19 protein-coding genes and 2 pseudogenes are annotated in these 22,621 nt (G+C 57.1%); all 21 read right to left on the bottom strand.

Translation table 11 applies throughout. The annotated features are described in order from the left end of the window. Positions 1–59: 59 nt before the first annotated feature. The 21 genes and pseudogenes from ACZ1HV_RS07730 to ACZ1HV_RS07830 all read right to left on the bottom strand — a co-directional run bounded on the left by ACZ1HV_RS07730 (position 60) and on the right by ACZ1HV_RS07830 (position 22,577). Positions 60–908 carry an N-acyl homoserine lactonase family protein gene (locus ACZ1HV_RS07730; protein ID WP_472717761.1) on the bottom strand — a complete coding sequence of 283 codons (849 nt, stop codon included), beginning with the start codon at positions 906–908 and terminating at the stop codon, positions 60–62. Positions 909–952: 44 nt separating this feature from the next. Continuing rightward, positions 953–1,828, bottom strand: a complete 876-nt coding sequence (locus ACZ1HV_RS07735) for an amidohydrolase family protein (RefSeq protein WP_472717762.1) — start codon at positions 1,826–1,828, stop codon at positions 953–955. Further along, on the bottom strand, positions 1,825–2,928 hold the full coding sequence (locus ACZ1HV_RS07740; RefSeq protein ID WP_472717763.1) for a vWA domain-containing protein: 1,104 nt from the start codon (positions 2,926–2,928) through the stop codon (positions 1,825–1,827). The genes ACZ1HV_RS07735 and ACZ1HV_RS07740 overlap by 4 nt, the downstream gene beginning before the upstream one ends. Further along, positions 2,925–3,806, bottom strand: a complete 882-nt coding sequence (locus tag ACZ1HV_RS07745) for an AAA family ATPase (protein ID WP_298959386.1) — start codon at positions 3,804–3,806, stop codon at positions 2,925–2,927. The genes ACZ1HV_RS07740 and ACZ1HV_RS07745 overlap by 4 nt, the downstream gene beginning before the upstream one ends. A 3-nt stretch (positions 3,807–3,809) precedes the next feature. Continuing rightward, positions 3,810–4,831: pseudogene (locus ACZ1HV_RS07750) on the bottom strand (xanthine dehydrogenase family protein molybdopterin-binding subunit). Between the two features lie 485 nt (positions 4,832–5,316). Continuing rightward, positions 5,317–6,728 (bottom strand): annotated as a pseudogene (locus tag ACZ1HV_RS07755) (xanthine dehydrogenase family protein molybdopterin-binding subunit); the annotation flags it as partial. Beyond that, complete coding sequence (locus ACZ1HV_RS07760; protein WP_298813308.1) at positions 6,728–7,210, bottom strand: (2Fe-2S)-binding protein; 483 nt, start codon at positions 7,208–7,210, stop codon at positions 6,728–6,730. The pseudogene ACZ1HV_RS07755 and the gene ACZ1HV_RS07760, both read right to left, overlap by 1 nt. Continuing rightward, complete coding sequence (locus ACZ1HV_RS07765) at positions 7,210–8,013, bottom strand: FAD binding domain-containing protein (protein ID WP_472717764.1); 804 nt, start codon at positions 8,011–8,013, stop codon at positions 7,210–7,212. The genes ACZ1HV_RS07760 and ACZ1HV_RS07765 overlap by 1 nt, the downstream gene beginning before the upstream one ends. Positions 8,014–8,016: 3 nt before the next feature. After that, on the bottom strand, positions 8,017–8,460 hold the full coding sequence (locus ACZ1HV_RS07770; RefSeq protein ID WP_472717765.1) for an SRPBCC family protein: 444 nt from the start codon (positions 8,458–8,460) through the stop codon (positions 8,017–8,019). Between the two features lie 18 nt (positions 8,461–8,478). Further along, a complete protein-coding gene (locus ACZ1HV_RS07775; RefSeq protein WP_298813312.1) occupies positions 8,479–8,937 on the bottom strand; it encodes a nuclear transport factor 2 family protein in 459 nt (152 codons plus the stop codon). 36 nt (positions 8,938–8,973) lie between these two features. Beyond that, a complete protein-coding gene (locus ACZ1HV_RS07780) occupies positions 8,974–9,411 on the bottom strand; it encodes an SRPBCC family protein (RefSeq protein ID WP_298813313.1) in 438 nt (145 codons plus the stop codon). Beyond that, positions 9,412–12,750 (bottom strand): flotillin family protein, encoded by a 3,339-nt coding sequence (locus ACZ1HV_RS07785; RefSeq protein WP_472717766.1) that lies wholly within the window; start codon positions 12,748–12,750, stop codon positions 9,412–9,414. It lies immediately after the preceding gene. Further along, positions 12,747–12,899, bottom strand: a complete 153-nt coding sequence (locus ACZ1HV_RS07790) for a hypothetical protein (protein WP_472717767.1) — start codon at positions 12,897–12,899, stop codon at positions 12,747–12,749. The genes ACZ1HV_RS07785 and ACZ1HV_RS07790 overlap by 4 nt, the downstream gene beginning before the upstream one ends. 21 nt (positions 12,900–12,920) lie before the next feature. Then, complete coding sequence (locus tag ACZ1HV_RS07795) at positions 12,921–13,748, bottom strand: phosphoenolpyruvate hydrolase family protein (protein WP_472717768.1); 828 nt, start codon at positions 13,746–13,748, stop codon at positions 12,921–12,923. Between the two features lie 2 nt (positions 13,749–13,750). After that, positions 13,751–15,922, bottom strand: a complete 2,172-nt coding sequence (locus tag ACZ1HV_RS07800; RefSeq protein WP_472717769.1) for a Tm-1-like ATP-binding domain-containing protein — start codon at positions 15,920–15,922, stop codon at positions 13,751–13,753. Continuing rightward, on the bottom strand, positions 15,909–16,724 hold the full coding sequence (locus tag ACZ1HV_RS07805; protein WP_472717770.1) for an ABC transporter ATP-binding protein: 816 nt from the start codon (positions 16,722–16,724) through the stop codon (positions 15,909–15,911). The genes ACZ1HV_RS07800 and ACZ1HV_RS07805 overlap by 14 nt, the downstream gene beginning before the upstream one ends. Then, on the bottom strand, positions 16,721–17,788 hold the full coding sequence (locus tag ACZ1HV_RS07810) for a branched-chain amino acid ABC transporter permease (protein ID WP_298813316.1): 1,068 nt from the start codon (positions 17,786–17,788) through the stop codon (positions 16,721–16,723). Before ACZ1HV_RS07810 ends, ACZ1HV_RS07805 begins: the two co-directional genes overlap by 4 nt. Before the next feature lie 3 nt (positions 17,789–17,791). Beyond that, positions 17,792–18,805, bottom strand: coding sequence for a branched-chain amino acid ABC transporter permease (locus tag ACZ1HV_RS07815; RefSeq protein ID WP_298813317.1), 1,014 nt, complete (start codon positions 18,803–18,805; stop codon positions 17,792–17,794). A 206-nt stretch (positions 18,806–19,011) separates the two neighbouring features. Next, positions 19,012–19,845: a helix-turn-helix transcriptional regulator gene (locus ACZ1HV_RS07820; RefSeq protein ID WP_298813318.1), complete on the bottom strand. Its 834-nt coding sequence runs from the start codon at positions 19,843–19,845 to the stop codon at positions 19,012–19,014. Positions 19,846–19,995: 150 nt separating this feature from the next. Beyond that, complete coding sequence (locus ACZ1HV_RS07825; protein ID WP_472717771.1) at positions 19,996–21,426, bottom strand: aldehyde dehydrogenase family protein; 1,431 nt, start codon at positions 21,424–21,426, stop codon at positions 19,996–19,998. Continuing rightward, positions 21,426–22,577 carry an iron-containing alcohol dehydrogenase gene (locus tag ACZ1HV_RS07830; protein WP_298983713.1) on the bottom strand — a complete coding sequence of 384 codons (1,152 nt, stop codon included), beginning with the start codon at positions 22,575–22,577 and terminating at the stop codon, positions 21,426–21,428. The genes ACZ1HV_RS07825 and ACZ1HV_RS07830 overlap by 1 nt, the downstream gene beginning before the upstream one ends. Positions 22,578–22,621: the final 44 nt, after the last annotated feature.

Raw genomic sequence — 22,621 nt, forward strand, 5'->3', positions numbered from 1 at the left:
TCCTCCCAATTTCACCCCTTTGCCAGCACAGCTTTCAAAGCCGTTCTCGCCGGCCTAAATCACATCGGAAACCATTGCCTTTCCGGCACGGTTTCCGTCATTGGTCCCGGCACGCTCATACCGAGCCGCCCGACCACCTGCTGGTTTTGAATTTTCGCGGGCTTGTCATGCACCGGCAGCAGGAAGGTGTAGTTGTTGAGGAGCTTCTTGATGGCGCCCTTCTCCTCACGTTTCGACCCGGCGTGGTTGCCGGTCACACGGGGTTCCATCCAGTTGTTGGTGTAAACGTGGTTCACGATCTGATCGTTGAAGTCGTAGATGACATCGCCGCAGATGCAGGCGAGCCCCTCCGCGGTCTCAACGATGACATTCATGGACCCTTCGGTGTGCGCACCTGCGGCTTCACACCAGACACCCGGAATGATTTCTTCCGCGCCGGTGATCTCCAGATCCAGAAAGCGCATCGCCTCCGGTTCGTAAATCCGTTCCACCAGATGCATGATATCGGGCTTCGGATATTGCGGATACATGATGCCGGAGACAGAGAATTCCATTTCCTTCCGGTTCAGAACAACAGTGGTGTTCATCGGAAACTTGTCGTCCTTGCCGGCATGGTCGATATGCAGGTGGGTGTGCAGGATGTAACGAATGTCGCCCAGTTTCAGACCATGTATGGCAAGCTGGTTTTCAATCATGTTGTCGTGAAACTGAAGCCCTCGCATGCCGAGGCTTTCCATGATCGCATTGTCACGATAACCTGTGTCTACGAGAACAGGATGCGTGCCGCCCAGGATCAGAAATCCATAGACAGGCACTCTGCGGACCCTGCCGCATTCATGACCGAGCACGAGAAACGATGTCTCCAGCTCTATGTCTCCGTAGTCCAGAACGTGGATGGTAAGGGCCATTTCTATTACTCCCATGGAATGAAAGACCGGACGGCAGACAACGGCTAAAGCCGATAGATCCGCTCGGCCGTATCGTTGAAAATTGACTGCCTTTTTGCCTTGGTCAGTCCCTTTGCTCCGTCCTGAAAGGCGGCAAACAGATCTGCGTATGTGGTCCAGAGTTTTTCGATGGGGAAATTCGATCCGAACATGCATCTTTCTGCACCAAACAGGTTGACGCTTTGCTTGATCATGAAGGCGATAAATTCCGGATCGTTCTGGTGAATGAAGGTGCCGAATGCCGATAGTTTGGTCGCAACGTTGTCGCACTCGGCCAAGCGCCGCATGCCCTTGCGCCACAGCTTGAGGCCGTTCTGGCTGGTGTCCTCCAGCATGCCCGCATGCATCAGCACGAACTGAACATCGGGACAGTTCTCCGCCAGGTTCGCAGCATCGTTCATTTGCGAAGGAAACACCTGCAAATCGAAGCTCCAGTCGTAGTCGGCCAGGTATGCAATGTTCTTTTGAACCAAAGGATCGGCAGGCAGGTCCGGTCTGGCGGCAAACCTGTAGAGCGGGTTTTCGTGCCAGTGCAGCTGCTGACGCAGCCCGCGCATGAGCGGGTAGCGTTTCAACCTGTCCAATTGCGGCCTGACATCTTCGACCGTGAAATCGGCATAGCCGACTATGCCGTGCGGCCACCCTGAAGCATCGGCAACCGATTGCACCCAGGTAACTTCGTCCTCAAACCAGTTCGGCGCCCAGTTGGCCTGCACATATACCGACTTGGTTATTCCGGTTCCGCTCAGATCGGCCTGAAACTCATCGACAAGGTAGTCGCGTTTGATTGCTTCATAAGGTCCGAAAATGCGCGGTTGTTCCGGGCCCAGAAGCCACGGCAGATCCTTCTGCAACCAGATATGATGATGGGCATCTATCATGAAGACCTCGATAGGCTGAGAACATGAGTGCAAAGCACCTCGATCCTGTCGCCTGGGACCAGGCTGTCGAGATAGGGCAGGCAGGCCGACAATGCTTCGGTTCGCGGCTCGTAATGCGGATCGGCGGCAAGAGGGGTCAGCCAATCCAGGCGCCAGCACAAGCGTGACAGCTTCCGGACCGCTTCAACAAGCGATGCAGGGTCACCCCGCTCCAGTCCGTCAGACAGGATCAGCACAGCTGCTCCTCTCGCCTGACCCGCAAACCTTGGCACTGAAAGAAACGCCTGAAGCGCATCGCCAATGCGTGTGCCGCCATCAAAATCCGCAACGCTGGCCCCAACAGTTTGAAGAGACTGGTCGACATTCCTGATGCGTAAAGTCTGCGAGATGCGAGTGAGCCGGGTCCCGAATGTGAAGGTTTCAACGCGATCGGCTGACTGGGTCAGTGCGTGTGCAAACCGCATTGTCGCTGCGCTCTGGTCCGTCATAGACCCGGACACATCCACCAGAAGCAGGATACGGCGCTGCCTGGTTTTCCTGCGGGTCACCGGCAGATCAAAGACCTCACCATCCCGTCGCAGAGCCTGCCTCAGTGCCTTGCGCAAATCGATGCGGTCGCCCCGCTGCGAAAAACTCCGCCGATAGGAAAGGCGTCTTGGCAGATCCCTCTCCGCCCGGCGCGCGAGGTGTCTCAGGGCATCGCTTGCGTCTGCCGGTACGAATTGCCGGCGGCTCAGAAGCTCTGCGGACGTTGCGAGGTCGCCGGTTTCGTCTTCCTCCGCCCCCTCTTCAACATCCACCCGCGCTCCGGTCGGCTCAAAGGCTTCGAGATCGTCCTCTTCGTCGTCATCTTCAATCGACGTGGCAAGACCCTGACCGAGGAAATAGGCCCTGAACAAAGCATCGAACTCAAGATGACGCTCTCTGGGCACCGACAGCATTGCAATTGCCGCGTTTCTGATATCGCGCATGTCTCTTGGCCCCAGCAGACCCACAGCTTCAACGAAGCCCATCGTCTGATCGGGTGCGACAGGAAATCCGTGCGCACGAAGGATCGCGGGAAACTCGACAAAGGGTCTGGTTGCGGCAGGAAGCGTCATGCGGCCTCCTGCGGCATGAAGCTGTCCATACGCTCTTCCAGGAACGCCAGGTCGTCATGGTCCTTGAGTGCAACGCCGATCGCACGGCGGAACGCCTCGGGCCAAGTTGCTCCCTGATCATGAAGCAGAGTGGCGGCCTCGGCCCACTCCACCGTTTCAGCAATGCCGGGCGGTTTGGCAAGAGGCTCCGTCCTGAGTTTGGCCACCGCTGCTGAAACGGCCGCGGCAGTTGCTTCAGCGACAGAGCTGGCCCGCGCCATCACGATCCGCGATTCCAGATGAATGTCCGGGTAGTCGATCCAGTGATAGACACAACGCCGGCGCAACGCTTCATGCAGGTCGCGTGTCCGGTTGGATGTCAGAACAACAACGGGTGGGCGCAGCGCCCTCACCGTTCCGGTTTCCGGAATGGAGATGGCAAAATCGGACAGAAACTCCAGAAGAAAGGCTTCGAATTCCTGGTCGGATCGGTCAATCTCGTCGATCAGAAGAATACAATCCTCAGGAGAGCGTAGTGCTTCCAGCATGGGGCGTTGCAACAGGAACTGATCGTCGTAGATGTTGATGTAATCATCACCGGCCTGCCGAATGGCGAGCATTTGCCGCGTGTAGTTCCATTCGTAGAGAGCGGATGCTGCGTCTATGCCCTCAAAACATTGCAGCCGCACGACACGGCGTCCAAGCACCGAGGCAATGGCCTTGGCAGCTTCCGTCTTGCCGACACCGGGTGCTCCTTCGAGCAACAAGGGTTTTCCAAGGGCCAAGGCCAGATAGGCCGCCGTCGACAGGTCGTCGCCTGCAATATACTGCGCGGCATTCAGCGCGTCCCTCAGGCGGTCTGGACCATCAATTCCAACGATGGACGGCTTCACGGGCATGGATCACCGCACTCCCTGTGGGCGGGCACCACCGTTGGCGATCAATCCGCGCAGTACCTTTTCCGGCGTGATCGGCAGCGTGTCGCAGCGCACGCCGACAGCGTTGTAGACGGCGTTGGCAATAGCCGGCAGAACAGGGTTGGCACACATCTCACCAGGCCCCTTGCCGCCAAATGGCGCGTCTTCAGCTGGCCGTTCCAGGACGGCAATGTTGTGATCAACCACTTCACCCGGGCCAGGCATCAGATAGGCATTGAAGTCTGTGGGAGCGTGGCTCCTGTCCGGATAGTAGGGTTCCGTCGTTTCATAAAGCGCATGGGAAACACCCATCCATGCACCGCCGATCAGTTGCTGTTCAACAAGACGCGGATTGAGCGCGCGGCCCACCTCATAAGCGGAGTTTATTTCTCTGACAGTGACCTCGCCGGTCTCGTCATCCACTTCCAGATCAACGACCAATGCGGCATGCGCAAAACACGATACTGGCGTCATTTCACCTGTATCCGGGTCAACATCTGAAGGGGGATCAGAAAAATCCCCCTGCCCGACAACGTCCGCCCTTGCTTGAATTGCGCAGCAATTGCGGTATCGGCAACTGTAATGGTTCGGCTGGGGGCACCTTTGACGTGAATGTTTCCCTGACCGTCGGTGTCCAGGTCCGAAGCGTTGACTTCAAGTTCTTCAGCGGCGGCTTCCAGCAGCGCCTTTCGAGCTTCCGTCGCCGCCCGGATCACGGCATTACCGACCCGGTGCGTACCACGGGATGCGAAGGAGCCCATGCAATGCGGGCCCGTGTCGCTGTCAGCGGTATCGACATAGACGTCCGACACCGGGACCCCGAGCGTTTCCGCCGCGATCTGACGGGTCACCGACTTCATGCCTTGTCCGAGGTCGATCGAGGACAAGGACACCATGAACTTGCCGTCCGGTGTTGAATGAACCAGTGCCTGACTAGGGTCACCACCAAGGTTCATGCCAATCGGATAGTTGATGCAGGCAAAACCGCGGCCCTTGTGAACAGTCATGATCAGCGTCTCCTTGAACCGGACAAGAACCTGGAAACGCCAGGTCGATTGACACCGCGTGAAAATGGTTTCTCCGGTTTGTAGGGCTGTGATGCGGGTTGCTGCGGCACTGCCGGGGGTTGGGCAGCAGGTGGCTCAGGAGCCATTTGAGCTGCAGGAGGAGGTGGCTTTGCTTGCTGATATTGCGAGCTGCTTGGAGGTGCCACGGGGCCGGGCCGGCTTGCCGGTGGTGGAGCTGCCGCGGCTGCCGCAGGCTGAAGCGAATGATCTGGCGTCATCGCAGCATCGGGAATTCTTGTCGGTGTGGACGATGGTCCCCTATAGCCCGTGCGGGCAGGGTCGATGACCATGTCTTCGTCCTGGGGAGCGGCAGCAACGATTGGTATACCTTGTGTCCCCGCACGAACATGCCCCTTGCTAGCAGCGCCTTCTCCCGGCGCTGTCGGGACAGGTGCACGCCTCCGCTCTCCTATTCGCCCGGCACTGTCGGTTACCGTTTCCGGGATCTCCGCCCTTGCCCCCCGCCACCCAAAAGGGATGACTGCCGTATGGCATCGGCCCCGATGCTCCAACCGGATTTTTGTGCCGCGACCTGGCAGCACTCGATCAGGGCCGTGTTCTTTGCCAACCTGCGGTGCGGCTTCATATCGCCGTCGCGATAGGCATTGAGGATCCGAAGCTCGATCGGATTCAGGCCGACCGTTTCCGCAACCTTGTCCATGTGACATTCGATGGCGAAGTCGACACCTGTGATGCCGAAGCCGCGCATTGCGGTCGCGGGCGTGCGGTTTGTGAAGACACAAAAGACGTTCGAGGCCACATTGGGGATGGTGTATGGCCCGGGCAAATGCGCCGAACACTTGATTATCGCGTATGAAGAGAGCCGGGTGTAGGCGCCCGCATCGAAGAAACCGGTAAAGGCCCGGGCCAGAATACGGCCATCTCTTGCAACGCCATCCTTGATCCGCCAGCGCTCCGCTCCGCGCGGGGCTCCGACCTGCATTTCCTCGGTGCGGTCCCACATGAATTTCACAGGCCGTCCGGTCAATACAGCTCCAAGGACAGACAGCGGTTCCACAATGCTGTCGACCTTGCCGCCAAAACCACCGCCGACAGTCCCGCCGATGAAGTGAAGCCGTGACGAAGCCATATTCAGGAGCTTTGCGGTCGTCCCGAGTGAGAAGAACAGCGCTTGCGTGGAGGTGTAGCAGACGTATCTGTCATTGGTTTCCGGGGCTGCAATGGCACCGCAGGTCTCGATCGGAGCCTGTTCAATCGGCGACATCTGGTATTCGCCCTCGACGATATGATCTGCCTCAGCAAAACCTTTTTCGACGTCTCCGAACCTGAGTTTCTGATGATCGTAGAGGTCGTGATAATCGAACGTGTTGTTCGGATAGATCTCGTTGACAACCGGTGCGTCGGAAGACAGCGCTTCTTCGGGATCCAGAACGTGGTTCAGAACCTCATAGTCCACCTTGACTGCAGCGCAGGCGTCACGGGCCTGACGGTCGGTTTCGGCAATAATGGCCGCGACGGGCTCGCCGATATAGGCGACCTTGGTATCCTGTATGAGTTTCTCTTCGTCTTTACCGAAATTGATCAACGACAACAAGGTGTTGAGATTGTTCGGAACATCACGGGCGAGAACCACCCTGATGACACCGGGCATGCGCTCCGCCATGCCAGTATCGATTGACCTGATCCGCGCATGATGGTGGGGCGACCGGACACACCGCATGTGCAAGAGGCCATCAAAGAGATGATCATCATAGTAGGGTGAGCGGCCCGTTACGTGACCCAGAATATCCTGCCTGCGTGTCGGCTTGCCGATCTCCTGCAGATTATCGTCACGTTCGTCGTTGAAGAGATCCTTGCGGAATTCCACGGATGACATCAGCCGGTCCTCCGTGTCGGTTGACCGCTCGCAGCCAGGATGGCGTCGATTATGGGCTCATAACCGGTACATCGGCAGATGTTCCCCGAGATGGCTTCGATGACTTCTTCGCGGCTCGGCCTTGGTGTTCGATCTAGCAAGGCCTTGGCTGCCATCAGCATACCCGGCGTGCAGTAGCCGCACTGAGCTGCAAAATTTTCCATGAACGCTTCCTGGAGCGCATGAAGCTGCGGACCTTCGGCCAGGCCGTTTGTCGTTTCAACGGCGCGGCCCTCTACGGTTTCCGCCAATGTCAGACAACTCAAATGCGGCTCGCCATCGATCAGCACGGTGCAGGACCCACAGGTGCCCTGTCCGCAGCCGTATTTCGGCGACAAGTCGCCAACACCGCGTCTGAGAACATCAAGAAGGTTCTGTGCGTCATCGACAAAGACCGCTGCCGGAGATCCATTGAGTGAGAATTGTACGGGTGTCTTGGACATCAGCGCGTTCCTTGCCCGAGAAGCAGACGTTTGAGATACACGGGTGCGACTTCCTTGCGGTACCAACCGGAGGCCAAACTGTCGTCTGGTGGGTTCAGGTCGTTGGCGACACTCTGAAGCGCGCGATCAATGCCATTTTGGTCGAGACTGACACCTTCGAGCGCGGCTTCGACGGCTGGGGTACGAACCGGTGTTGGCGCCATGGCCCCAAACGCAACGCGTGCACCGGAGATACGGCCTGCCCGTCTCGGCAGCCACGCGGCGATGCTGAGCACCGACGCCCCTCGCGGCTTAACCCGGGTGACTTTGAGAAACCGGAAATCATCGCCGGCAGGGCGCATAGCCGAAACAGATTCAATGAGACGCGGTTCCGTCTCGCGCGCGGCGAGCAGACGCTCCAACTCCAATTCACTGCCATCCGACATGCGCAGTTTTGCGTCCAATGCCAGCAAGGCGACGGCAAAATCACCATAAGGATGCGGGGCAAAAACATTGCCGCCGACAGTTGCCATGTTGCGGATCGCCGGACCGCCGACGGCGCGCGCCACAGCGTGCAAAAAAGCGACATCTGCGGATTTCAGAATTGTTGCCATGGTCGCGCATGCCCCAAGCCGGACACGTTCTCCTTCCGACGACACGCCCGCAAGGCTCTCGGGCTGCCGCAGCCGCACGATGCGCGACACATTCTGATCACCATAATTCACACCACGCATGAGCAAAGTGCCGCCACCGAGGAACGCAGTTCCCTGGCCTTTGTTTGCAGCTGCATCCTGGAGCGTTTCGACCGTTGTAATCGTCACCATCTGTTAGGCCTCCAGTCCCATAAAGTCCGATACGGCTTTAAAGCCGGCGACATAGATTTCATTGCCGACGAGGGCCGCAAGCTCCTTGTTGCGGCCCGCCGGGGTGTCGAACCGGCTTTGCCATTCCCAAAGCGTGGTGTCGTCGTCCGTGACCGGTGACAAACGGACATGGGCGACATAGTTGAAAAGCGGAATGGGCGTATCCAGAAGGCAATAGGAGAAGGTCTGTTCCAGATCGGAGAGTGTCAGAAGCTGCTCTCTGAGTTCAGATCCGTCCTTCAACCTGAAGCGTCGGACAGCGCCAACCCTGTCGGAACTCCCGCCCCGCTCTATCTGGCTGGACGCCACTGCCGGATGCCAGCGATCGTGGCCGTTGAAATCGCGCAGGACATCCCACACAGCTTCGATCGGTGCCTTCACTATTGTGCTGCGAACAACCTTGACCACGGCGCTAACTTTCTGTTTTCACTTGAACTTCATGTCAGCCGGATCAAAGGTCGTGACCTGCACATACATCAGACCATCGCGCGTTACATATGCATCCGCTCCCTTGTAGGGCTCTGCAAGAAAGTCTGCCTCGACACGCCAGGAGACATTCACAGTGTCGCCAATGGTCTTGACCTTTTCCGCGATGAAGGTTGCGCCCTTGAAGCCACCATCTTCGCGAGATTTGCAGAACCCCGCGAAGACGTCTCCGATGTTGCGACGTCCTTCGATCCAGACCCCATTTGGAAGAATGAACAGAACCTCTTCCGGATATTGCGCCATGAGCCGGTTCCAGTCGCAGGCGTTCAGCGCATCGATATGCTCAAAGGTTACCCGTTCTGCGTTGGGTTGAATTTCGAGTGGCGGAAGATCCTGCGCCAATGCATTTGATGTTCCCAGGATCAAGCCAAACCCGAAAACCACTTTCTGGAAATTCATCTTCTTTCCTCCCATTTTGACAGCGGAACCTGCTACTCAGCCTCCGAAATGTCTCTTCAACGCTTCAAAGCCACCTTGAAAGACATTGGTGCCGATGCCGGCGACCAACTCGTCTTCCACGTCCGGTTCGCAGGAAAACTCCGCCGACCATTCAATGAATGTGCGGTCACCCTCGGTGACCGGCGTCAGACGCAACGTCGCGATATATTCGCTCAACGGCATGGGCCCCTCGAGCATGGAATAGCTGTAGAAAAGGTCGTAGTCGGAGAGACCGAGCAGCTGTTCTCGAATGTTGTCGCCGTTTTGAAGATTGAAGTTTCTGATGCAACCGATCTTGTCGGCTGGCAGCGCTTCCTCAATGCGGCTTTCTCGTATCCTCGGATGCCATTTTGGCAGACCGTTGAAGTCCCGGATCCGCTCCCAGACCTTGGCTGCGGGGGCATCAATCACGGATGAGGTGTAGACCCGCGCCATTCACTTGCCCTCCTTGGAAGTGGTCTGGCCTTTGGGTTTGTCATCCGCCTTCAGCCGCTTCATCTCATTGGCGGCGCGTGTCATGTCGTTGGCGGTTCTCATCACGTCCGATTTGGCGAGATTGGATCCATCGATCCCGATATCGCTGAGCAGACTGTCCACCATCGGCGCTTGCACCCGGTAACGGAGTGCCGAGTTGATGACCTCGTCTGTCGGACTGCCGCCGCCACCTCCACCACCGCCGGTGCCGGTACCTGTGCCATTTCCGTCTGCCCAGCCAAGGCCGGAAGTTCCGCTTCCGCCCAACTGCATGATTTTGATATCGTTGATCTTCTCAAGCGGCTTGACAGACGCTGAGACAATTCCTTCCACATGCTCCAGCATCTTGCGCTTGAAGAGCGAGTGGCGTGCTGCATCGGTGAGGACGTTTTCTGCCTCGTTGATGAGCTTTTGAGCTTCGGCCTCCACTGCCTTGCGAACACGCTCGGCGTCGGCAGCAATACGTGTCTCCTCTGCTTCCTTTTCCGCTAGAACCACATCGACCGACTTGCGGCGTGTTGCGACTTCCGTTTCCTGCGCCGTCTTGACCTTTTCAGCAGCTTCCGTCGCCCGTGCCTTGGCAACCTCGGCCTCTACCGCGGCTGCACTTTCATCGAGCGATTTCTTGTAGAGCTCAATGGCCTTGTCCATCTGGGCACTTTCGACGGCCTTCTCGCGCGCAATCTCAAGGCGCCTGCGCTCCGTCTGATGACCAATCCTGGCATCGTCGAGACCACGCTCGGATGCGATCTGAGCACGCTCAATCTCTTCCTGGCTGGAGATTTCGGCTTCGCGCAGGGCCTGAACGCGTGAGATCTCGAGCTGCTCGAGCACTTTCTTGCGCTCCAGCTTCTTCGCATCGAGTTCCTGCTCGGCAAGGATACGCTCGGCATCGATGGACTTTTCCTTGGCGACCTTTGCAGCCTCGATTGCCTGATCTGCGGCAACCTGGGCTTGGTCGATTGCCTGGTTGCGTGCGATCTCGAGCGCCCGGATCTTCTCGTCGCGGGCGATCTTCTCCGCAGTCGTTTCCTGCTCCTTGACAATCCGAAGCTGTTCGACGGATCTGCGTGAGGCAACTTCTGCAGTCTCGATCGCCTCGGTGCGTTCGATCTCCCGTTTTCTGACTTCGGCTTCTTTGGAGATTTCCGCCGTGCGCAACTTGTTCTCCTGCGCAATGCGAGCGGCTTCGACCAGTTCCTGCGCAGAAATATTGGCGACATCGACAGCACGATTGCGCGCGATCTCGCGTTCTCTCAAATCCTGTTCGTAGGCAATGCGCTCTGCAGCGACCTTTTTCTCCTTGGCAATGCGGGCTGCCTCGGTCGCCTCGGCTTTTGCAATCTCTGCCGCTTCAACGGCCTTCGCTCTGGCGACATCCCGTTCTCTGGTGGCTTCTTCGCATTCGATACGCTGCAACGCGATTTTGGCTTCCTGCGCGATGCGCGTGGCATCTACAGCTTCGCGTGCGGCAATCTCAGCCTCCTCAACAGCCCTGTTGCGGGCGATTTCAAGAGCACGTGTTTCCTGCTCGAAACCGATCCGTTCGGCGGCGATGACTTTCTCCTGCGCAATGCGCTTGGCTTCCGTTGCCTCCTTGGCGGCAATGGTGGCGGCATCCAATGCCGTTTGACGTTCAACGTCGCGGCCGTCCGTTGCTTCCTGAGCTGCGATCCGCTCGAAGGCGAGCTGCTTGTCCTGGGCAATTCGCGCCTTTTCGACTGCTTCGCGTGCGGTGATCTCTGCCTCGTCTATCGCCTTGTTGGAGGCAATTTCGAGATTTCTAATCCGCTCTTCCTGGGCAATCCGTGTCTTGTTGGTCTCCTCGCGGGCAGCAATCTGGGCGATTTCGATTTCGCGCTGCTGCTCGATCTGGAGTGCACGTGTTGCCTGTTCGGATGCAATACGCTCTGCCGAAAGAGACTTCTCCCGCGCGATACGAGCGGCCTCGGTTGCCTTTTGGCTTGCGATCTCTGCTTCCTCGAGGGCCTTTTGCCGCTCGATTTCGAGGCGGCGTGTTTCGCGATCGGCCGCGATACGAGACGCATTGACCGTCTGCTCTTGCGCAACGCGCAGTTTTTCTGCGGCTTCGCGCGACGCGATTTCCGCCTGTTCAATTGCCAGATTGCGCTCGATTTCCCTTTCACGCGTAACAAGCTCGAAGGCAATACGTGCTTCCGTAATCGCGTCTTCCTGTGCGATCTTTGCCCTCTCCACGATCTCACGCGCTGCTATGTCGGTTTCCTCGATTGTTTTGCGGCGTTCGATTTCAAGCGCTTCGGTTTCGCGGTCTTTTGCGATCCGGGCTTCGGTCAGGGTGCGTTCCTGAGCAATACGCGCCTTTTCAACGGCTTCCTTTGCCGCGATGTCGGCTGCTTCCGTGGTCTGCTGCGTGCGAATGCGTTCTTCGGTGAGGTTCTTTTCCTGACCGATCCTGGCTTTTTCAACAGCTTCGCGGGTTACTATTTCTGCTTCATCGATCACCCGCTGACGTTCGATCTCCTTTTGCCTGACTTCGCGTTCCGATGCGATCCGTGCCTCTGAAATGAGCCTTTCATTTTCGATCCGCGCCGTCTCGATGGCTTCGCGGCTCAACAGTGAAGCCTGTTCAGCTTCCTTTTCTCGCTCGGATCGCTCTCGCACCAGATCGGTGTGCTGCTGCGCCCGCTTGAACTCAATTTCCCGCTCCTGTTCAAGTCGCGCCTTCTCGCTTTCTCGTTCGATATCGAGAACCTGCTTTTCCGCTTCCAGGTTCCGGGTACGAATTCGGATCATCGAGTCCTGCTCGATGTCATTGCGCAGCTTTCTTCTGTCTTCGATATCCCTGATGACAGTCGTCAGACCTTCAGCGTCGAACCTGTTCGACGGGTTGAAATATTCAATACCGGTCTGGTCGATGTCTGTGATTGCAACGCTTTCCAGTTCAAGGCCATTCTTGTCGAGACCGACCTGGGCCGCTTCAAGAACCCTGTCGACATAGACGTGCCGGTTCTCGTGCAGTTCTTCCATGGTCATCTCGGACGCAACGGTGCGCAGCGCGGATATGAATTTCCCCGTCAACAACGAGTGGATGCGCTCAGGCTCCAGTGTCCGGCGGCCCAATGTGGACGCGGCCAGACTGACGGCCTTCTTTGTCTGGCCCACACGGACATAGAATTCCGCATCGACATCGACCCTCAGGCGGTCCTTGGTAATCAGGGCATCTTCCTTTGCACGGGTCAGCGCCATCTGAAGCGAATTCATGTTGACCGGTGTGATGTCATGAATGATCGGCCAGACGAATGCACCTCCGTCGATCACGACCTTCTCTCCCTGAATCCGGTTCGGACGAAGGCAACTTCCTTGGTCGACCGCCGATAGAGCCAATGCATCACCCAGTAGAGGATGAAGACCACAATGACTGCGAGAATGAGCCACAGCACCAGTTGTCCGATGAGCTGACCAGCCATTTTCGATCCTCCCTCCCCGGCTCAAGAGCCGCGGATTTCCTTGAATTTTTTGGTTTGTTCGACAAGAGCGATTTCGGTCGGCAGGCGTTCCATTGAAGACGCGCCGTAGAACCCGTGACAGTTGCGCGTATTCTTCAAAACGAATTCCGCGTCGTCCGGCATGGCAACAGGGCCGCCATGGACCAGAACAATGGCTTCCGGATTGACCTCAAGAGCCGCCTCGGACCATTCATCGACGATCTGCGGGCAATCGGCCAGTTTGAGGGATGTTTCAGCACCAATACTGCCGCCAGTCGTCAGCCCCAGGTGACAGACGATGATATCGGCTCCCGCAGCAGCCATCGCGGCCGCGTCCTCGGTTGAAAAGACATATGGCGTGGTCAGAAGATCCTTTTCGTGAGCCATCCGGATCATGTCCACCTCAAGCTGATAGGACATGCCGGTTTCTTCCAGGTTTGCACGGAAGTTGCCGTCAATCAGGCCAACAGTCGGAAAGTTCTGAACCCCGGAAAATCCGGCCGCTTTAACCTCGTCCAGGAACTTGTCCATGAGCCTGAATGGGTCCGAAGCGCAGACGCCGGCAAGAACCGGTGTGTTGCGCACAACCGGCAAGACTTCACCCGCCATTTCCATCACCACCGAATTGGCGTCGCCATAAGGCATCAGCCCGGCGAGACTGCCGCGGCCCGCCATCCTGTATCGGCCGGAATTGTAGATAACGATCAGGTCAATTCCGCCTGCTTCCTCGCCCTTGGCTGACAATCCGGTGCCTGCGCCACCACCGATGATCGGCTCGCCCCTGGCGATCATGTCGCGATACCTGGAAACAAGTTTCCTGCGATCAAACATGTTCAGTCTCCTGCTGCTCGGCTGCGCCGGCTGGAATAAAAGCCCCGGAACGTCGTGACGATCAGATCGGCGAATTCGGGGGCGTTGATGTTGTGAGGTACCCTGATCAACCTGCGCTCGCTCGTCTGCCGCACAGTGTCTTCAAGGGATCTGAATAGTGCTTCGTCGGCGGCAGGGTCATGGAAGGCCATGCCTGGAGCATCGAGCAGGGAAACGCCGCCTTCGGGCATGAAAAACCGGACTGGTGCCGTCATCTCATTGAGACGCTGGCCAATCCAGCGTCCCATTTCGACGTTTTCCTCAACCGTTGTCCGCATCAAGGTGATTTGCGGATTGTGCTCATAGAATGTGCGTCCGCGATATCTTTCCGGAACTGTGTCAGGTGCATTGAAATTCACCATGTCCAGCGCACCGCAGGAACCGATGTATGGCAGGCCTGCGCGGATCGAAGCCCCGAAACGGTCTTCGCTGGCGGCAAAGACACCACCGGCGACCATGTCGCAGACTTCCGTTGTCGTGAGGTCGACAATGGCGGCCAGCATGCCGCTGTCCATGAGTTTTTCCATGGAGCGGCCACCGACGCCCGTGGCATGGAAGACCAGACAGTCGAAGTCATTTTCCAAGGCAGCGGTGACCTGTTGCACACAAGGTGTCGTGACGCCGAACATCGTCAGGCCAACGGCGGGCTTGGCATCCACAACAGGCTTGCGTTTCGCGCTCGCCTTGACGGCTCCTGCGAGCGCACCGGCACCATTGCCAAGCACTTCGCGAGTGATTGAATTCAGCCCCTGAACATCGGCAACCGAATGCACCATCATGATGTCTGACGGGCCGACATATTGCTCGACATTTCCGCTGGCGACCGTTGAAATCATGATCTTTGGGACGCCCACCGGCAGCGTGCGCATCGCCGGAGTGACCAAGGCCGTTCCTCCGGATCCACCCGCGGAGATGATCCCCGCAACGCTCGACTGGGCCTCCATCCAACGTTCGAATGCAAGTGTCATGGCAGCGACAGCAGAACCGCGGTCGCCAGTGAAAACCCCACTCGCACCACGCGGGTGAAATGCTGCGACCGCATGAGGGGGAACCTCGGCACCTGATGGCCTGCCACTCGTCGAAAGATCGATCATCTGAACGGACAGGTCTTCCGCCTTTAAAATATCGCGCAGGTAGCGAAGCTCCGCACCCTTGGTGTCCAGCGTTCCTGCCACATAGACAGTCGCCCCGGCCTTCGCCCGCTGAGCGGAGAATGGTGTCACGGTTGCAGAGGGAACCGCCGCGGCGGTGCTTGTCCGTGCAGAACTTTCAATCACTCTGATCGGAACCGGCTTTGACCAGCGTGTGGGGATCTTCGGGTTGGAGACATAAATCCTGGCAACGGAAGGGGCGGCAGGTGTTCCCACCGGTGTTTCCGAGACCCTTGCAGGTGCCGGGGTCTCGTCGTGCGCATGGCGACCAACACCCAGGAGTGCCTGTTGAAGGTCCCGATCTGCCGCCAGTTGAGCTGATGGCATGATCCTGTTGATCTTGCCGTTGACCATGATGGCCACCTGATCGGCAACCGCACAGGCAACGCCGATATTCTGTTCAATCACTAGAACGTCGATGTCACCTTCCTGGCCGAGACGCACAAGCATCTCGGCAACCTGATTGACGATGACCGGGGCCAGGCCTTCTGTCGGCTCGTCCATTACAAGCAGCTTCGGGTTGAGAAGCAGCGCCCGTCCGATTGCCAGCATCTGTTGCTCACCGCCGGAAAGCTGCGCACCTCCGTTCGAGCGGCGTTCGGCCAACCTCGGAAAGACCGAATAGACGCGTTCTGGGGTCCAGTCACCTCCTTTGCGCGCCACCAGTTTCAGGTGTTCGTCTACCGTCAGGGAACGCCACAACCGGCGACCTTGCGGAACATATCCAACACCCAACCGGGCGACTTCCGCCGGGCCCAGACCGGCAAGGTTGCGGCCCGCCAGACTGATTGTGCCGGAAGCTACCGGCACAAGCCCCATGATCGCCTTGCAGGTTGTCGTCTTGCCCATGCCGTTGCGCCCAACGACGGACAAAACGCCATTGCCAAGTGTCAGATCGACACCCTGCAAGGCATGCGAGTGACCGTAGTAGACATTCAGGTCTCTGATCTCGAGCGCAGGTGCGGAGCGGTCAACCATGTCCAAGCCCCTCTTCGCCACCGAGATAGAGAGCCTGCACCTCTTCATCGTCTTCGATTTCAGCCGGTTTGCCTTCTTTGAAGATCCTTCCGTTGTGCATCATCGTCACGGATTCGGCGACACGCAGGGCGACATCCATGTCGTGTTCGATGATGATGAAACCCATATGGCTGGGAAGACCGGTGAGTATCTCGATCAGTTCGCGCCTTTCGGTGGGTGACAATCCTGCGGCAGGCTCGTCAAACAGGATGAAACGCGGTGCGCCGGAAAGTGCCATGGCTATTTCCAGCTGCCGCTGTTGCCCATAGGAAAGATCGGCCACCTTGGTGTCGCGTAACTCATCCAGATGAACCACCTGAACAAGGTTTTCCGCGCTTGCCATCAAGGCGTCGTCCCGTCCGGGGCGCACAAACGAGAACCGCCCGCGCGACACGCCGCAACAGGCCAGATAGACATTGTCCAAAACACTCAAGCCGGTGAACAGCAGAGATATCTGATAGGTTCTGCGCAAACCCCGCCGGATCCGTTCCTGAGCCGGAAACGCTGCGACTTCCTCGCCAAAAAAGCGGATGGAACCTGTTGTCGGGGCGAAGTCACCGGTAATGCAGTTGAACAGCGTTGTCTTGCCAGCGCCGTTGGATCCCAGCACTGCGCGCCTCTCACCGGGCTTGACCGTCATGTCGATCTCGGAAAGCGCTGCCAATGCACCAAACATCTTGCTGACGTTGCGAAGCTCCAGCGCATTGGCTGTGCCGGTTGCACTCAAGCGGTCGGAAACTGAAGAGCTGGCACGATCAAGCAGGGTCAACGCATGTCCTCCCGCCGATCGAGGAGTGGGTCGCGCTTGCGGTATTCCTGCCAACGATCCCAAAGTCCGAGCAGACCGTCCGGCGAAAAGAAGACGATTGCCAGGAAACCGAGACCGATGAGCAGCTGAAAGCGTTCTCCGCTCAATCCGACTGACAATAGAACATCAATGGCAAAGGTCTTCAGAAGGACATAGATGAACGCTCCGATAAAGGGACCGATCGGCCGGCTCATACCGCCGATAACGGCAATCACGAGAATATCGATTGCCGGTCCGATTCCCGCCGTCCCCGGCGAAATCTGCGCGGATTGCCAGGTCAGCAAAATGCCTCCCGTCCCCGCTATCAGCGCGGCAAATGCATAGGCCGCAATCCTGTGCGCGTTGACGCTGTACCCCAACGCCGCCATCCGGCGCGGATTGTCCCGTACACCTTGTAGTGCGAGCCCGAAGGGAGCCCGGGAGATGTAAAGCACGGAAAAATAGGCAACGGTCGCCCAGAAAAGGGTCAAGTAGTAGAATGGCTTGCTTTGCCGCCAGTCGACACCGAAGAGATCGGGTGGCAAAACGCCGTTGAACCCGGAAAACCCGTTAAACACGACATAATTCTGACGCGTGAAATAGAAGAACGCAGCAGCCACCGCGAGCGTGATCATGATGGTGTATATGCCTTCGGTCCGCACGGCGAGCGAGCCGACAATCGTGCCGAAAAACATGGCAACGATCAAAGCCAGAGGGATGGCGACGTACCAGGGCCAACCCATGCTGATATCGGTGATGGCGCTGTCGCCAAATATGGCGACCATATAGCCGGCAAGGCCTGCGATGGACATCTGAACCAGGCTAACCATGCCGCCATAGCCGCCAAGGAACATCAGGCTGAGCGAAATCATGCCGAGGATGAAGGTCCAGCCGAAGACTTGATAAAGCGCGAAGTCGCTTGCAAATGCGGGCATGATCAAGAGGACGATACCGACGACCCAATAGCTTGCCGGGATCCGCTCGAACCAGACCCTCTCCTGTGCATTGTGTGTCCTGCGTGTTGAATTGGTTTCCGCAAGCGCCATCGATCAAGACCTCCCCATGAGGCCCTGCGGGCGGAATGCAAGCACAAGCACCATGATCAGGAAGGTCAGGACAACTGCATAAGTTGGAAAATAAACTGAGCCGAACTGCTCGGCGAGACCGATCAGCAGTGCCCCAAGCGCAGCGCCTGTGATCGACCCCATTCCGCCAACGATCACCACCACAAGCGAGGCCAGCAGAAAGCGAATGTCTTCGCCCGGTGCCACGGATTGGAATGTGCCACCGACCACGCCTGCAATACCCGCAAGGCCTGCGCCAAAGGCGAAGACGCCGACAAAAACCAGTTGAATGCGTGCACCTGTTGCCGACAGCATGTCCCGGTCATCGACGCCCGCACGGATCATCATACCGATCTGCGTCCGGTTCAGGATCAGCCACATGGCAATTCCGATGACGACAGATGCCAGAAAAATGACTACGCGCACCACCGGGTATTTCAGGTAGATGAGATCGCCTGAAGAGCGCTTCACACCGGTTACCAGAAGCGTTTCCATCGGACCGCTCAACCAGCTAGGCGGCGTAATGTTGTAAAAATCGCCACCGACGCCCCAAAGCATCAGATCCGCCATGACGATCGAAATTCCGATGGTAACGAGTGTCTGTCTGAGGTCTTGTCCCTCCATACGGCGGAAGATGAAAATTTGCATGAGAACACCGACAGCCGCCACGAGCACAAACGCGACTGGAAAGGCTAACAGCCAATACCCTGTCGAGGACGCGACGAAGTAGCCGATGTATCCACCAAGGAGATAAAGGGATCCATGCGCAAGATTGACGTTGCGCATGAGACCGAAGATTAGCGTGAACCCGCTGGCGACGAGAAAATACAGACCACCAAGCGTGATGCCGTTGAACAAGGCGTTGAGAAACACTTTCTTGCGGCCGATCACATCGACCAGTCCCTTTGGCCAGATTGCAAAAATCAGCCAGATCAGGGCTGCGACCGCCAGCAGGATGACAATCGTCCAACCAGGATGCCGTGATGCCAAGGCCCTCATGTGCGAAACTCACAAATGAGCCCTGCCCCGGTGCTGTCTTCAAATTGCCGCATAATGCGACACCCTCCCAAAGCGCTGTTGACGACAAAGTCTTCCGCTCTTGAAGAAAGGCTACGGCTTAGTTTCGGAAATCGGCGTACCCGATAGTCTTCTCGGATGGCCCAACATCGGCATTATTTTTGCCGATGCAGATTGGCGTTCAGGCGCTATTCGACATGTGCGACCCTGCGATAGTCGCTTGGCGGGATGCCAACATTGGAAGAAAAGAAGCGCGTGAAGCTTGCCTGGGAGGAAAAGCCCAGGTCGTAGCTGATTTCCGTGACCGATTTGTCGGTCGTCATCAGATCCGAAATCGCCTGTTCCGCCCTTAGCGTGTTCAAGTAAAGATTGGGCGTGATGCCCATCTGCTTCTTGAAAAGCTTGAAGAAATGCGGACGCGACAAGCCAACTTCCCGGGCCAGCCATTCCACTTCCACTTCTTCAGTGTAGTTTTCCTGCATAAGACGCAGTGAGCGACGGACGCGATAATCCGTAAAACGGCGTTTGCTGTCTTCCAGAACCGAATTGCGATCGGCATTGCGCCAGGATTGCTCGAAACACTGCAGTGTCGTGCGGTAAAGATATCCATCGAACAGGTGATCGTTGCCACCATCCAGCAGCAGCGACGTCAGCCGCTTCACCCAATTCACAACATCCGGCGTCATGGCGACATGAGACCTGCCGAAATTCAGTGCGAACTCCGCGGATTGGCTGTTTTCCAAAAACCAGATTGGCTTGATGTAGAGCACGAGACACAGACATGCTTCTGCAGTTGATGCATTTTTCAGATGGAAACTGTGCTGTTCCCAGGGACTGACTGCCACTCCGACGTGTTTATCCGCTGGCACCCACTTTCCAGATACGCTGACCTTTGCTTCGGCACCGCTCAAATAGAAGATCAAATGACCTTCTCGATGTGCGTGAGTCACGATCGGCTTGTCCAGCTTGTAAAGCGCCGCACGACCGAACTCACCGTGGTGAACGGAGATCGCCTCGCTCATCATCATTCCTCCCGATGACTTGCACGTTTATCGATGTAAACGTTTTCTTTTAAGTATCCTCCGTAAAAATCGATATTGGCAATACGAAATGACTCACAAAGAGACTTAGAGTTACGGAAGAAGACAATAATTGATGCTGCAATGCAGCGATCACGCCCGTATGTAACTTGTTTTTACTGTACTGAAAAACTCAGCCGCGTAACGTCCTTGTTCTCTTGGGCCATAGCTTGATGACTTCCTCCCGCCAAAGGGGACATGGTAATCCACGCCCGCCGTCGGCAAATTGACCATCACCATTCCGGCTTGGGAGTCCTTCCTGAAATGGGATGCGTATTTGAGGCTCGTTGTCATTATGCCCGAGCAAAGTCCGAATTCTGTATCGTTGGATTTTGCCAATGCTTCTTCAAAGTCGCGAACGCGGATGACGGATGCAACCGGCCCGAACACCTCTTCACGATTGATGCGCATGTCATTGGTGGTATCGGTAAAAAGCGCGGGCTGCAGAAAATAACCCTCATTCGAACCTTTGACGAGATCGCCGCCACAGCGCAGGTTGCCTCCTTGAGCGCGCGCAATTTCGATATATTTGAGGTCCGTTTCCAGTTGCGCAGCGCTAGCCACCGGCCCGATATCGGTTCCAGCGTCCAATGCATCGCCAACTTTTAGTGTCCGGCATCGTTCGGTCAGCTTTTCAATAAACCTCCCATAGATACCCTCCGTAACGATGAGCCGGGAAGAGGCCGTGCATCTTTGACCCGTTGAATAAAAGGCCCCATCGACAGCACAGTCGACCGCGAGATCCAAATCGGCATCGTCAAGCACGACGAGGGGGTTCTTCCCACCCATTTCCAACTGCAGTTTGCGCATATGCCTGCTACAGGCCTGCGCGATGTGAGAGCCCACGCCTTGAGAACCTGTGAAGGTAACAGCTTCAACATCTTCGGCTTCTAGGATCGTATTTCCAACAACCGATCCCTTCCCAGTAACCAGGTTGAAAACACCCTTTGGGATTCCAGCACTTTGAAGGATGTCAGCCAGCACCCATGCACATCCCGGGACAAGTTCAGCCGGCTTGAAAACAACAGTGTTGCCATAGCAAAGAGCCGGGGCGATCTTCCAGGATGGAATTGCAATCGGGAAGTTCCAGGGTGTGATAATCCCGACAACGCCGAGCGGCTCGCGCGTTACCTCAACTGAAACATCGGGGCGGACGGACGGGAGAAGCTCGCCGGCTTGTCGAAGGCATTCACCTGCAAAGAAGCGGAAGATATTGGCTGCCCGTTCAGTTTCCGCAATTCCTTCGCGCAGCGTCTTGCCTTCCTCACGCGACAGAAGCGTCCCGATTTCTGTTTTCCGTCCGATCAGTTCGTTTGCCACCCGGTTCAGGATTTCGAACCTGAATTGTGGGATGCTCGACGCCCAGTCCGGAAAAGCCCGGGCAGCCGCCTCAATTGCCGCCTGCGTCTCGGCTCTACCAGCGTGAGCGTAAAGATCGATCACTTCGCTCGTGTTTGACGGATTGCGATTTTCCTCGGCATGTGCCGTCGTGACCCATGCTCCGTCGATCAAGAGAGGCTTCATCAATTCACCTGAATTTCGTTCGAAAGAGCCGACTTCATGATCGAAAACAAGCTCGGACTGCTGAGGGCTCTCGGGCTTTGCACCGCTGCCAGGTCCGATGCGGCAAGTTCGGCTGCTATTTTGATTTCTTGCTCGTTGATGCCCATCTCGGCAAGACTCTCCGGCAGAGGCAGCGTATAGAGAAAGTCCGCGACGCAGCGCGCCGGCGACCTGTCTTCTCCCGATTTGAGAACCTGCTTCAACGTTATGTATTTTTCCTGGGCGGCATCTGCATTGAACTGCAGAACCGCCGGCAGCAGCAACCTGCTGAGGGCACCTGGATCCAGCCGCCTGCCGGCCACCGTTTCCAGGGCGCATCCAATTGCATGGATCGTACCCAGGCCCTTTTGCAAAGCCAGCGCACCATTCAGGCTGGCGGCCATCAACTCTCTGCGGGCCTGAACCGAGTCCTCGTCCAGTACCTTGTGAAGGTTGCTGACAACGCGGCCCAGGCCGTCGAGGGCTATGCCGTCGGCGGGCGGATTGAACCCGGGAGAGAGATAAGCCTCTATGCACCGGCCCATGGCATCAGCCCCGGCGCTGGCGCTCTCAATCCGACCAGCACCCAAGGTCAGCGTCGGATCGCAAATCGTCATGGTCGGCACCAGCTTCTTGCACATGAGGCGGGTGCGTTCGCCGCTTGTCAGAATAACCGGCGCATGAGCACTTACAGCTGCACCAAACCCTTGAATGCTCGGCACGGCATATAAATCAGGCAGATTTGTACCGATGCGCCTCGATCCGCCACTGGCATAGGAAAAGGTCTCCAGCGGCTCGGTATGGGCGATCGAAATTCTTGCAATCTTGGCCAGGTCAATCGCCGTGTTGCGGCCGAAGGCGATCAATAGGTCGCGCTCCGTCTGGCGAAACGCCGTCGCAATTTCCTTGGCGGCTGTTTCGTTCGGAATGTCGGGTATATCGCTAAACACCTCAAGGGAAGTGCGCACCGGCAAACCGGCCAACAAACGTTCAAAAAGTTCGCTGTTCAGATGATGTTCGTCCGTGATGATCAGGGGACGCTTTTTGCGATTGACTTCAATTTCAGACCAAAGCGCTTCTTCCAAAACGCCGTCGGCGAAATGAACTCGCGTGACGTATGTGATGAGCGTCATGGCCTGATCTCGAGGATACGCTGCACTGGAGCGCGAAAAGATAT

Source organism: Roseibium sp. JB4-4 (assembly GCF_055693425.1).